The organism is Sphingobacterium sp. UBA6320, assembly GCF_002440335.1.
Taxonomy (GTDB): domain Bacteria; phylum Bacteroidota; class Bacteroidia; order Sphingobacteriales; family Sphingobacteriaceae; genus Sphingobacterium.
This window is the reverse complement of the sequence record NZ_DJTA01000031.1, coordinates 75,519-87,923: the sequence shown is the minus strand read 5'-3', so window position 1 is coordinate 87,923 and position 12,405 is coordinate 75,519. Positions and strand designations below refer to the sequence as shown.

General features: G+C 36.4%; 11 protein-coding genes. 6 read left to right on the top strand and 5 right to left on the bottom strand.

Going from position 1 to position 12,405, the window contains the following annotated elements:
• The first annotated feature begins 59 nt into the window (after nt 1-59).
• The 4 genes from B3P23_RS20290 to B3P23_RS20275 all read left to right on the top strand — a co-directional run bounded on the left by B3P23_RS20290 (nt 60) and on the right by B3P23_RS20275 (nt 5,765).
• The gene (locus B3P23_RS20290) at nt 60-758 is read left to right on the top strand and encodes a DUF4198 domain-containing protein (RefSeq protein WP_293929090.1); all 699 of its coding nucleotides are present in this window, start codon (nt 60-62) and stop codon (nt 756-758) included.
• Between the two features lie 7 nt (nt 759-765).
• Nucleotides 766-2,106 carry a PepSY-associated TM helix domain-containing protein gene (locus B3P23_RS20285; RefSeq protein ID WP_293929088.1) on the top strand — a complete coding sequence of 447 codons (1,341 nt, stop codon included), beginning with the start codon at nt 766-768 and terminating at the stop codon, nt 2,104-2,106.
• Nucleotides 2,107-2,178: 72 nt separating this feature from the next.
• Nucleotides 2,179-4,536: an outer membrane beta-barrel family protein gene (locus tag B3P23_RS20280; protein WP_293929086.1), complete on the top strand. Its 2,358-nt coding sequence runs from the start codon at nt 2,179-2,181 to the stop codon at nt 4,534-4,536.
• A gap of 458 nt (nt 4,537-4,994) precedes the next feature.
• Nucleotides 4,995-5,765 (top strand): phosphatase PAP2 family protein, encoded by a 771-nt coding sequence (locus B3P23_RS20275; RefSeq protein WP_293929084.1) that lies wholly within the window; start codon nt 4,995-4,997, stop codon nt 5,763-5,765.
• A gap of 128 nt (nt 5,766-5,893) precedes the next feature.
• Here the strand turns inward: B3P23_RS20275 and B3P23_RS20270 are convergent, their stop codons facing one another.
• The 5 genes from B3P23_RS20270 to B3P23_RS20250 all read right to left on the bottom strand — a co-directional run bounded on the left by B3P23_RS20270 (nt 5,894) and on the right by B3P23_RS20250 (nt 10,591).
• The gene (locus tag B3P23_RS20270) at nt 5,894-6,529 is read right to left on the bottom strand and encodes a hypothetical protein (RefSeq protein ID WP_293929082.1); all 636 of its coding nucleotides are present in this window, start codon (nt 6,527-6,529) and stop codon (nt 5,894-5,896) included.
• A 535-nt stretch (nt 6,530-7,064) separates the two neighbouring features.
• Entirely contained in the window at nt 7,065-7,286 is a 222-nt protein-coding gene (locus B3P23_RS20265; protein ID WP_293929080.1) for a hypothetical protein, read from the bottom strand.
• A gap of 3 nt (nt 7,287-7,289) precedes the next feature.
• The gene (locus B3P23_RS20260) at nt 7,290-8,294 is read right to left on the bottom strand and encodes an SPFH domain-containing protein (RefSeq protein ID WP_293929078.1); all 1,005 of its coding nucleotides are present in this window, start codon (nt 8,292-8,294) and stop codon (nt 7,290-7,292) included.
• Between the two features lie 3 nt (nt 8,295-8,297).
• Nucleotides 8,298-9,677: a hypothetical protein gene (locus tag B3P23_RS20255; protein ID WP_293929076.1), complete on the bottom strand. Its 1,380-nt coding sequence runs from the start codon at nt 9,675-9,677 to the stop codon at nt 8,298-8,300.
• A gap of 350 nt (nt 9,678-10,027) precedes the next feature.
• Nucleotides 10,028-10,591 carry a GNAT family N-acetyltransferase gene (locus B3P23_RS20250; RefSeq protein WP_293929074.1) on the bottom strand — a complete coding sequence of 188 codons (564 nt, stop codon included), beginning with the start codon at nt 10,589-10,591 and terminating at the stop codon, nt 10,028-10,030.
• Nucleotides 10,592-11,205: 614 nt separating this feature from the next.
• Here B3P23_RS20250 and B3P23_RS20245 point away from each other — a divergent pair.
• Together B3P23_RS20245 and B3P23_RS20240 are read left to right on the top strand one after the other, a co-directional pair.
• Nucleotides 11,206-11,748, top strand: a complete 543-nt coding sequence (locus B3P23_RS20245) for an RNA 2'-phosphotransferase (RefSeq protein WP_293929072.1) — start codon at nt 11,206-11,208, stop codon at nt 11,746-11,748.
• 166 nt (nt 11,749-11,914) lie between these two features.
• Nucleotides 11,915-12,322 carry a hypothetical protein gene (locus tag B3P23_RS20240; RefSeq protein WP_045752888.1) on the top strand — a complete coding sequence of 136 codons (408 nt, stop codon included), beginning with the start codon at nt 11,915-11,917 and terminating at the stop codon, nt 12,320-12,322.
• Nucleotides 12,323-12,405: the final 83 nt, after the last annotated feature.

Below are 12,405 nucleotides of genomic sequence, written 5' to 3'. Positions count from 1 at the left end.
AGGAGGTATGACATTCCCGCTCGGTATTTCTCTATTCAAAAACCTGAAAGTTAAACCATATGAAAAAATTAGTATTCACAATCCTCTCCTTTTTTATCGTTCTATCGACTTCGGCACATGCGGTATTTATTGAAACCTCACTAAAGGGTATTCAGGGAAAATCCCACGCTATAAAAGTAGTCTATGGCGAACCTGATGAACATGAAGTCGTCTCCAAATGGTGGTGGTACAAAGATGGTATGGAAATTACATTGACACTGATTAAACCGGATGGCAGCACCTCGTCTTTAACCGCTACCGCACAGGATGATCACCTTTTGGCTTCATTCATTCCCGATCAAGAGGGCGTCTATCATGTTTCTCTAAAAAGAGATACCGAAAGGAAGGAAGGCGCTAAAACACAATATCAAATCAATGCAATAGCAACCATTCAAGTCGGAACTTCCACCATTGGCAATACTGAAACGCACCTTGATAATGAATTATTTGTCTTCGCAGACCAAACTTCGTTTAAAAATAAAAAAGAAGTCGCTCTGACTTTATTCCAAAAAGGCAAGCCAGCATCCAATACCGCGGTTCAAATCATTGCACCGAGTGGCTGGATGAAATGGCTGGAAACAGATGAGCAAGGTCAAGTCAAATTTACTCCCGAATGGAAAGGCAAATATTATGCTGAAGTCTCTAAAAGAGAAAAAGTAACAGGACAGGATTTTGAAGAGTACAGCCGATCGAGTTCGATGAGCTTTGCTGTAAAATAAATTGAGGATGGCTGTAAGAAAGAAGAAAAATACGTCGATATTTCGATTGGTCAATAACTGGCTCCACCTTTGGCTGGGATTAATTTCAGGAATTATTGTCTTTGTCATCTGTTTGATGGCTTGCCTCTGGGTTTTCAATCATGAAATTACAGATCTCGCCATTCCGAAAAAAGAAAGACAATATATCCTTGCTTCCAGTCAATCGCTGATTGCACCATCGCGCATTATAAGTCTTGCCGACTCAATCTATCCAAAAGCTGTTGTACGGAGTATTAGCTACACAAGAGATCACCCCGTCTCCTTTACCCTTCATGTAAAAGACAAAGACGATACTGAAAAAACACAACCGCAGGTGCACTTATTACACCCCTACACAGGTAAATACTTAGGCCTGCAAACGGAGGATAATTCGGAAGAAGCACAGTTAAGAAAAAAATTAAACAGCTTTTTTGCTTGGACACTCAGTGGACACCGATTTCTCTGGCTGCCGAGAGATATTGGACGTCCAATTGTCAATTATGCGACGCTCATATTCAGTATCACGTTAATCACAGGATTAATATGGTGGTACCCAAAAAAATGGACAAAATCCACACGTGAGAAAAGCTTCCTTATCAAGTGGAAGGCCGGCTGGAAAAGAGTCAACTTGGATCTCCATAATGTAGTTGGTTTTTATTCTTTCCTTTTGGTTCTGTTGCTGGCTGTAACAGGGATGTACTATGGTATAGAATGGTTCAATAGAGCACTATATTGGTCTACAAACTGGGGAAAGCCTTTGGCCGAACGAACATCTGTACATTCCGATTCAACTAAGATCGATCAATTGGCGCACTTTCCAAAAGCTTTTGATCGAGAAATCCGAACTATACTTACGCAATATAAAGATCCACATTACTTGACAATCACCTATCCGGATAGCGTAAAAAAAGATGCTACGATTTCCGTATATATTCGAAACGATATGGATCGGCAGTACAACAACCGCTATTATTCGTTCGACCAGTATACTGGTGCATTTTTGCCGAACAATATTTCGCTATTTAATAAGGATTTTTATGAGCTTCATGCAGGCGAAAAATTCAGAAGACTCAATTATGATATTCATGTGGGTTCCATCTGGGGATTTCCCACCAAAGTGCTGGCATTCATTCTGACCTTCATCGCTGGTTGCTTACCCATAACAGGTTTTACAATCTGGTACAACCGGAAATGGGATAAGAAAAAAAGGCGTAATAAACCTTTAAAAGGAACAGTTGCCCATGACGCTATGCAGGTTCAAAATACGGAAGCAGATGCAACGATTAGAAAAACGTCGATCCGTTTTCGGCCAAAAACCACAAACACATAGGCTTCCTAATCATCACTATTTAATTTATGCTTAAGAGGGTTCTTTCTTTAGAAAGAACAAGAGATACTATTTATGAAGAAATCTACATTATTAACGGTTCTGCTTTCAAGTGCTACCATAGGACTTGTAGCACAGACGAAGGTGTCTGGAAAAATATTTGACAAAGATGGACATTCAATTAAAGGAGCTACAGCAAGTCTTTTACGTTTACCCGATTCGGCATTAATCATGCAGGCAGATGCGGCCAAGGATGGATCATTTCAATTGCTTGCGACCCAGGATGGCGATTATGTGATTCGTTACAGTTTGGTTGGCTATACGACGGTACAAAGCAAAGTGTACAAACTATCTGGAGCTGATCAAACAATAGTACCCGTATTTTTACAGCCGGTCGAACATAGGATGGAAACCGTCCAAGTGATCGGAAGGCAAGCCAGTGTACGGCAGTATGCCGACAAGATGGTTGTTGATGTCGAAGGAAGTGTATTGGCTGAAGGAAATAATGTCCTAGAGCTCCTTGAAAAAACACCTGGCTTAGTATCCGATGGCAAAGGCAATTTTTCAATCCAGGGCCGTGCGGGTGCAACTGTGCGTATCAATGGCCGTGATATGTATGTATCCGGAGAACAACTTGCGAGTATCCTGCGTGGACTACAGGCATCCGAAGTTTCAAAATTGGAGTTGATCAGCAATCCTTCGGCCCGAGAAGATGCATCGGGAACAGCGGGGATTATTAATATCGTGACCAAGCGAAATACAAAGTTAGGCTTTGGTGGTGATGCTTTTGTCCGAGCTGGACAAGGGCGAGCATTTTATGGTGGCTTTGGAGGTGGTCTACATTATAAGGTCAATGGCCTCGATATGTACGTTCAGGGCAATAAGAGTTATGACCGAAGCAACAGCCATAATTTGACCGAAAGAAGCTTTTTTAATCAGGGAAATTTGACCTCCTTTCAACGGCAGCACGAAAGCAAGAAACTTGAAGACGCTAATTTCCATAGCTTGAGAGCAGGTGCAAAATATGAATTTTCAGATGGCGGAATCCTTGATGGAAGTGTACACTGGATGAGGGGTAATTATAAACCCTATGCGTCGATCGAGATGGATACCTGGAACCATCCTGCCAATATCTACACCAAACGCGCGCTGAGCAAGAATCATTTCGACGAGTCTTTCAAGAACTGGACATTTAATATTAATTACGTCAACAAATACGAAGGTGAGGACCACTTTTTAAAATTCAACTTTGACTTCGCTCCTCACGGTAATGATTATAACAATCGCTTTGAGACCGAACAGTCCAATTTACTAACTGGTACAAAAAACGCTATCGGAAGGACCAATTTACAGGACTTAAGTAATACCACATATTCCGGAAGACTTGATTACAGTAAACCATTAACTGATTCGAGTAAACTTGAAGTTGGCTGGAAAGGGACTTACTTTTTCATCAATAACGATGTGGTCAATACCCTACTGGATAAGGGCTCATGGATACGCGATGATGCCACTTCAAATCGTTTTCAATATACGCAACACATTGAAGCCCTATACGCCATCTATTCTGGTAAATTCAAGAAAATAGAATATCAAGCGGGCCTCCGTGGAGAATATACATTTATAGATGCCAACCAGGTCACCTTGAACAAAAAAAATGAACAACGTTATTTCGATCTGTTTCCGAGTGGATCACTGTTGTACCACCTGAATGAGAAGAATACCATAAGAACATCATTCAGTAGCCGAATTGAAAGACCGGGCGATCACGACATCAATGTATTTCGGATCTATGAAGATGCTTATAGTTACAACGAAGGAAATCCAGACCTAAAACCGGAGAAGAGTTACATCAGTGAGATCGGTCATGGCTACAAAAACAAATTATTCACCACAGTGGGCATTTCCTACGGGCGCGACATGATCAACTGGATTGTTCGTCAAGGTGATCAAGTTGGAGAAAATTTATCTAGGCCAGAGAATATCGGACGTTACCTAAACTATAGTGCAAGTGTCATGTACAATCAGACATTACGTACATGGTGGACAGCAAGTCATTATTTTAATGCATTTTACAACAACTATTCTGGTGCAATTGGAACGATCAACCTAGATTCAAAAGGATCCAGCTGGACAGCCAATAGCCGTCATACATTGCAATTTAAGTATGGATTGCGAGCCGAAATAGCGGTTTACTATCGATCGGGAATTACAACAGGACCATCACGGACTGATAAGAGGTATGGCCTGGATTTGGCTGGAGAAAAGAAAATGTTTGGAGAACGTGGTATGATCAAACTGACCGCAAATGGTTTACTCAGAAATGCTAATCCACAGTTAGTGAGTGAATATGGAAACTTAAAAGTATTTTATTCAGATTTTCCTGATAATAGAAAAGTGCTATTGTCATTGAGCTATCGGTTTGGAAACTAAAAAAACTGAATTTCAACAATTATGCAATAACTAATCATCGCCAATCGAATAAAAATTGATCGTCCACGTATCAAAGCATTTGGAAAATAAGCGAAATACTACCTGCTTTTCGGCAATTGTTGATTCAAAAGTAGGGTGTAATCATCCCTACCCGATGGTAACTAGACTAGCACGAACAAAAATTTGGTGAATGAGGAAAAACTAGGTAGTTGAAGTTGTGAGGCCTGTATGAGAAAACACATACTTTCACTAAATTGATAATAATTTCAAAATCATCACTTTAAAAATAATGTTAAGAATATGAAAAGTACTATTTTTACTCTATAGACTGTAGGTTAACCCAAAAAGTTAACAATAAGGCTTGATAATTACAGTATTAAGGAGCTTTAAGAAAAATAATATGTTTCATTTTAATATCTTTATATTTAATATGACCAGGAATATAAATTGACTCTATAATGAGATTTAAATATGCTTATCTATTGTTACTGGGATATTTGATGGGATTGCCTCAGATAAGTCATGGGCAACACATTACATCATCACCTATTGATAGCACTGAGAAAAGACCTGCTCTACTGAAACGTATTCCTTATACACAGTTGCTTGTCCCAGCGGGATTGATGACTTATGGAATAATAGCATTAGAAAGTCATTTTCTAATTAGTCAAAATCAAGATATCAGAAATGAATTAAGGGAAAATATTGACCGTAAATTTTCAGTCGATGATTTTAGTCAATATCTTGGTACTGCAAGTATATTTGCATTAGATGCGTTTGGTATAAAAGCAAAACACACTGTGAAACAACGCCTCTTTACTGCAGCAGTGTCCAATGCAATTATGACCTTTACTGTCCTTAGTATTAAAAATACAGGAACTGTATGGCGGCCAGATAGCTCAGCTAACAACTCTTTTCCATCGGGACATACTGCAACTGCTTTTGTTGGAGCTGAATTACTCTGGCAAGAATATAGGGATAGATCACTGTGGTATGGAGTAGCTGGATATGCTGTCGCAACGGGCACCGGTTTCTTTCGGATGTACAATAATAAACACTGGTTATCTGATGTGGCTATGGGTGCAGGAATTGGTATATTGAGTACAAAAATTGCCTATTGGTTATTGCCGCTACTGGATCGAAAAAAGAAGAACGATAAAACGAACTATATGTTTATCCCGAGTTATAATGGAAAACAATTTATAATTGGGGGAAATATATACTTTTAATTCATTATTTGATTTCTGAGCACAAGGCAGTACGATGTCCGTTTACTTCAGCATCGGTATATCGATTTTATTCATTTAGAAGCGGAAGTGATCACGATCCATTTACTTCCGCTCATATAAGTTATACCCTAATCAGTAATTAAATTATCTTTCTTTAACTGTTTAGTCATTGCTTTTTTGTAACCTGATACAAAACTATCCAAAGAGCCTGGATTGTAACTTTCGGACTGGGTCGACCAAACGAGCTTTCCTGAACTCGCATCATATAGATTTGTTTCAATATAGTAAGTATTCTCTGTGGTATAATACCCATTATTATAAAGATTGCCATACCAAAAATCATAATAACCACCAAATGTTCTATAGTATCCAAAAGAATTTACAGGGTAAACTGATACATTCGGAACATATTTAGATTCTGACTTGGAATCTATCAAAGCAATAGTCAATATAGCATCACTATTGGTCGCAGCAACTTTTTGCATAGCAAAATCAGAACGTTTGGGTCCCATATTTGTAAGATTGGGAGGAAACACATCGATACTTTTAACAGTTGTTAACCCTAATGATTTTAAAGATGAAGCAATTTCATCTTCCACTTTTTGTCGCGCAGGTACATTATCTGTCATAACAGCAACAAATATCCTACTGTATTTCTTAAGATCAATAGATTGATCACGCCAAGATCCAGTAATCATACTATTGGTTGCGCAACTGGAAAAGATAAGCACGATGGAGCTTATTTGTAAAAATAATTTTCTCATAATTGTAAATTTTAGCAATTTAATTTCTTTAAATTTTATTTTTAAATGCACTTCCAAATGGATGAGCATTGTTCATATAAAAATCATTTTCAAGTGGCTCATTAAAAATATTCGTATTATCCGTATGATGTGATCTATATTTATGGCTATATTTCAATAGGAAAACAAAATTGAAGTGGAATTTGTTTGAGACTTTTAGTAACTACTATTAAAATAAAAAAATATACGGTCATTATATCTTGGTATCGAGGGGATCCATCAGGTGGATTCTTAAGAATCAATTATAAATTAAGGGGTCTATGCATTGCAAAAATTGAAAACTACAGTAAGCATTTTCTAACAAATAACGCAGCGCGATCGTATGATCAATAAGATATACCAATAAAGATTAAGCAGCTTTTTGGATATTTTATTTTATAGAGTAGTACAAATGAAATGATACCACACCTGTGCAGCGTCATATATCTATGATTTGATAGATTATTTTCTAGCAAACCATCGTCATTTCTTTCCAGAGATTTGGTGGTTGAAAATATTAATCTTTTTTTCCTACGTCCTGTTGATTGTCTTTTCGACCATACGCTGCACTAATGACCATCGCAAGTCCTGTACCAATAAAAATGAGGACTAGGACGGATATAAACACTTTTACAAGTCCCGTGTAATCTATCGGAATCCAATGCCAAATGTAATTCAATGCAATAAATCCCAAAATGAGTAGAGAGGCTACGAATAGAAATGTAATAAAATGCTTCATCGATTAAAATTTATTTAGATACTCTTTTTTCTTCTGATCAAATTCTTCCTGCGAAATAATATTTTCATCGAGTAAGAGTTTTAGTTTCCGCAATTGCTCTATGGGATCTGCACCGATCTTCGGCTGCGTAACTTCATCAATGGAATTACTAAATACTTTTCCAAGACTCATTCCTGCGCCTAGTCCAACTCCTGCACCTGCTAAGCCGCCCTCATTATTTGCTGCATCACGCAAAGCGCGTAGTTTTTCCAATTCTACGTAGCTGAGACCACCTTCTGATGCGGCAAAGCTATCTGCTGTTATATCTGCAATCTTGCCAATACGATCTTGTGTATCTTGGTCAAAAGAATTTCCTTCGATCCTAAAATCATTGAGTTGAATACCAAATGCTTCCAAATCCTGTATCAGCCACTCTTTGATATCTCGCGACAAACGATCGATTTGGGCATCAATATCGATAAAAGGTAATTTTTCCTTCGCAAAATAAGAAGTTAAGACTTGTATAATACGAGATTGTACTACATCGCGAAAAGTCTCTACCTTATAGATATCTTGTGTACCGACATAGTCTGTGAAAAATTTCGCTGCATCGTTGATGCGATAAGAGAAATTACCATAAGCAGAGAGCTGGATCGGAATTTTGTAATATTCATCAAAATACTTGATAGGTGATGATGTTCCCCATCCCTGATTCACCACTTCTGCTTTTCGATAATAATAAAGCCCCATTTTGTGCTCACTTTCAAACAGTTGAGCAACTTTGAGCAGTGAAGTAATAAACGGATGATTATCTGTACGGATATTGTAGACTCCCTCTTGATCGATTACATCTGTAATCTTGCCTTCATACACCAAAACACATCCTTGCCCTGGCGAAATAATCAATTTACTTGCATTTTTAATTTCGTCAGTAGCAGCTTTATACCTCCACACCAACAAATTATGATCCTGAGGTTGCCATGCTATGACTGTAGCAATTTGCTTCTTGAAAAAATTAAATAGTCCCATATATTATCTTTTAAAAATTTCATCTCTCTCCATGTCTTTTAGTACTGTACCATCATTTGCTATAATGATAATTCGATTGGTGCTTCCACTGGTTGCTCGGTCATAATAGCTAAAGACTAGTCCCTCATCATAACCATACATCTCACTCTCTATAGAATAATTATCACTGTTTGGCATATAGCTCCAAATAATTTTCCCGGTTTCTGTATCTATCTTCTGGATGAATGTTTTGCCTTCTGGATTAGCATCTGGGAGTCCTGTGATATACAAATTTATGCTATCTTGATAAGCGATATTGGCTTTGAAATATAGACGGCCAGGGGTGAGATCAATAAATTTTATAATCCGTGGCTCTATTACCAATTTCTTCGTAAATGGAAACGATCCATAATAAACACCCGATTTCTTAGGATATTGATACACCTTCTGCCAGCTTACCTGATGACTATAAGGTAGCATAATGGGATAACCTGGATTATTTTTATACCAGTATTTAATTAGCTGAATTTTTTCTTCTGGATAATCTCTACTTTTTTCGGAAAAAGTATAATATATAGATGTGCTTGCGCCTGATAATAAACTGGAAAGTCCTGTTCCCGCTTCACGTCTTTCAGAATGATCCTTGTAAATCTTTCTGACCAATGGATAATAGTAATATTCTTTCCCATCATTGGTCATGATATTAAAACCGTCACCTTCTCGATCTTGTGTAAATTTTAAGGTTGCGATACCTGAAGAGAACTCAGGTACGTCAGCAAAAAAAGTATTGGTCATATCAACTACTTCATTTTTTGCTGGATCAATTTTATAGACCTTATTACTCTTATCGGCACAGATGTAGTAGTTACCATCGCTGAAAACACGACTTCGGATATAATAATCATCTTTCCAACCTGCAAGCGGAATATCATTGATTGTTTTTTCCTTTAATGGATCATAAAATCGGGCAAAATATTCGGCTCCTTCTCTCGTATAGCCGTCCTTGCTGCGGGTGATAATAAAGAGCAACATTGGACTTTTGGTATTATATGCTGTAAAAGCTAAATACTCTTTCACCCGATCTACATATTCTTTTTTCTTTGGTGAATCATCGGAATCAACGGATTTGAAAGATCTGCCACTATTGTTTCCACAGTTTCTGATGAGGTTAGAAAAAACGACAAAAAACAAAACTCCTGCTACAGCTAATAGAAGATATTTTTTTGCTTTTGGATCAAGACCATTAGATTTTCCGTATTCATGTTTTACATTGACATTGATATCATCATTATCAAGAAAATACTCGGTACCGCAATTGTTACAGATATAATGGTCTTCTTTAATATTTTGCTTCTTAACACTACCACAATGTGGACACTTTAACGCCTTAATTTGTTTTGCCATGCTCTATCTCTATAACAGATTATGAGATTAAAAATATAAATAATATCTGATCTGTGTAAAACAAATATGAAAACTAAAAGTTTTTGTGTTCGCAATATTATAAATGCTAAGCGCAGAAAGTAAAAAATATACAGAAGAGTCAAAAAATAAGCGCGTCACTTGCGATATTTTCCAGTAACAGCCTGAATAGCCGTAACACACTGTATTTAAATAATTTGTCAACCCGCATATAATATCACCGGCTAATAAATAGAATCTATTTTTGTACCAGTGCCACAAGAGACTAATTGACTGCCACAAAAAAACAAAGCTTTATATCAAATATAACTATCGGTATTTGCTGGTAACGGCTAATTAAATGTTTGGCCTCTACCTGTGACGATTTGATTACTTGATGGAAGCGACCAGAACAAAAAACAATTTTCTCTCTTGATTTGCTTAAAATTTAACTTTTGCAGAAGATGGATTGAACTTACATTGCCAATAAGACATTGTGCCGTAATTTCTTTTACGTTGCTTTGTTTAAAAGCCCATCCTATAAGAACTTTTGCGGCTTCCTCAGCATATCCCTGTCTTCGTTCTCCAAGTATAATCCCATATCCGAGATCTATAAGTTGTTCTTTTTGATTAAATCCCTTAAAACCAATATCGCCAATTATTTCCAATGTTTCATTTTTAATAATCATCCACGATTCGAATCCTGTGGGTGCTCCAATTTCGGAAAGATTGTTGATTATTTTTGGTAAAGTTTCCAGCACATCATCATCAGGCCAACCTCTACCTTTTCTCAGATTCATCTTCTTTAAAAAATCAAATTCTTGATTTAATATATGCGTACATATAGGTATAGTATATGGAATCAGTGTCAATCGATCTGTTAGCAATTGACTGATTTGTAAAATTGATGGTTTCAAAATTTATGTTATTTGCGAGTAATTTAAAAAAATCCAGTCATATTTTTGAACTTTTTTAAATAACAGGTGTTCTTATCATACTAAAGATAATAAATATGCTTTTGGAAGCATAAAACATAAACGACGTGGTACAGTAAAAAAATCCAAATATGCATGTAAAATGCCTTGGATAATGAAACAAAAAAGAGGAAACAATAAGAAACATAATAGATTACTGTACAATTAAACGTCAGGATAAGGGGTCTAATGAAAATTAGGCCCTTTTGATTTTTAATGATGAGCTTGTAGGCTCACATATCGGTTTTCAAATACGATCTTTATTTTATCTATCAGAAATCGAAAATATCTTTTTATTTTAGCTTCAATTTCTTAGAAAAACTATATTTTTAAAAGACAAAAACATCAATGATGATGTCATTTGCTATTATTATTTCACTCAATTTACTGTCTATGGGTGCTTGGGTATCTGCTCGTGCTTTAAAAAAAAGAAAACTCATTTTAAATTACGAAGGCGAGAATCAATTTACCTAACAGTAATCATACTCCATATAATATCCGTTTCCCTGTAAAAAGATAAAGCCAATCAATTTTAACTTCTTAAGAATTTATAAAAAATGACTGACAAATATAAACATATAAGCAAATTTTTAAGTTTAGTTCTTCGTCACCGGCCTGAGACAATAGGTATCACCCTAGATGAACAGGGCTGGGCAGATACAACAGACCTGATTGAAAAAATAAATAAACACAATAATGAATTAGATTTTAACACCTTAAAACAGATTGTTGATACAAATCCTAAAAAAAGATTTATTTTTGACCCTTCCTTTCAAAAGATTAGAGCAAATCAAGGTCATTCTGTACCTATTGATCTTGCATTAGAAACTCAAACTCCACCTTTGGTGCTTTATCATGGTACAGCACAACAATTTGTCCCCTCCATTCTGGAAACCGGGATTGAGAAACTTAATCGTCAACACGTGCATCTTAGTAAAGAAAAGGAAACGGCTTTAAAAGTTGGGCAAAGACATGGAAAACCAGTTATAATAACGGTCTTAGCACAACAAATGGCACAGGATGGGTATACTTTCTATTTATCAGAAAATGGGGTATGGCTCACAGAACAAGTGCCAGCTCGATATTTGAGAATTTTATAATCAATGTATAAGATTGCTGTAGAAAAGAGAGGATGTCCTTGAGTCTTATTATATGCTATCATCTGGACTATTTATATGTAGCTGGGGGGTATTCAATCTCTTTTTGTAAAAAAAGAAGGTACTTGTCAACTACTTAGTGTAATTTTGCAGTTCAAACTATATTAAAATGCCATATCAGACTGTTTTTGTTGAATTTTATGACCAAATAATATCAAGTATCAACCAAGGAACTTTTGCAAAACTTACTTTGGCCAAAACGATGGGTGATACTGAACTTAAAAATATTTATGTGCGACTTCATATTTTAGATACCGGAGGATATAACTTTGCTTTAACTTTAAAATACAAAACTGAAGAAATAGAGCACTTCCACTCGGTTGATGAAGCTTTGACAGTTTTAAGTTCTTATATTAAAAATCCTTTTACAACGGCTTTGCTTTTTACGACAGAAATGGATTTAACGTTTAAAGTCAATAAAAAAAATGCAGGAAGCCTTACTGAACAAATGCCTACATTTAAAAATGCTTCACCAGTAATGCTGGAAATGATTGAAAAGGGAATTATAAAATTATAATTTATATCGGCCTGAGAAGATCAGCCTCAAAGTAAAGCGGTTTTATAACATCAATATTCAGATACACCCAAAATAAAAGCCGT

Coding starts and splice junctions, on each gene's coding strand:
- B3P23_RS20270 (WP_293929082.1), bottom strand. CDS start 6,529: ATGAGAAAATTATTTTTACAAATAAGCTCCATCGTGCTTATCTTTTCC.
- B3P23_RS20275 (WP_293929084.1), top strand. CDS start 4,995: ATGAGATTTAAATATGCTTATCTATTGTTACTGGGATATTTGATGGGA.
- B3P23_RS20240 (WP_045752888.1), top strand. CDS start 11,915: ATGCCATATCAGACTGTTTTTGTTGAATTTTATGACCAAATAATATCA.
- B3P23_RS20260 (WP_293929078.1), bottom strand. CDS start 8,294: ATGGGACTATTTAATTTTTTCAAGAAGCAAATTGCTACAGTCATAGCA.
- B3P23_RS20255 (WP_293929076.1), bottom strand. CDS start 9,677: ATGGCAAAACAAATTAAGGCGTTAAAGTGTCCACATTGTGGTAGTGTT.
- B3P23_RS20285 (WP_293929088.1), top strand. CDS start 766: ATGGCTGTAAGAAAGAAGAAAAATACGTCGATATTTCGATTGGTCAAT.
- B3P23_RS20280 (WP_293929086.1), top strand. CDS start 2,179: ATGAAGAAATCTACATTATTAACGGTTCTGCTTTCAAGTGCTACCATA.
- B3P23_RS20265 (WP_293929080.1), bottom strand. CDS start 7,286: ATGAAGCATTTTATTACATTTCTATTCGTAGCCTCTCTACTCATTTTG.
- B3P23_RS20290 (WP_293929090.1), top strand. CDS start 60: ATGAAAAAATTAGTATTCACAATCCTCTCCTTTTTTATCGTTCTATCG.
- B3P23_RS20245 (WP_293929072.1), top strand. CDS start 11,206: ATGACTGACAAATATAAACATATAAGCAAATTTTTAAGTTTAGTTCTT.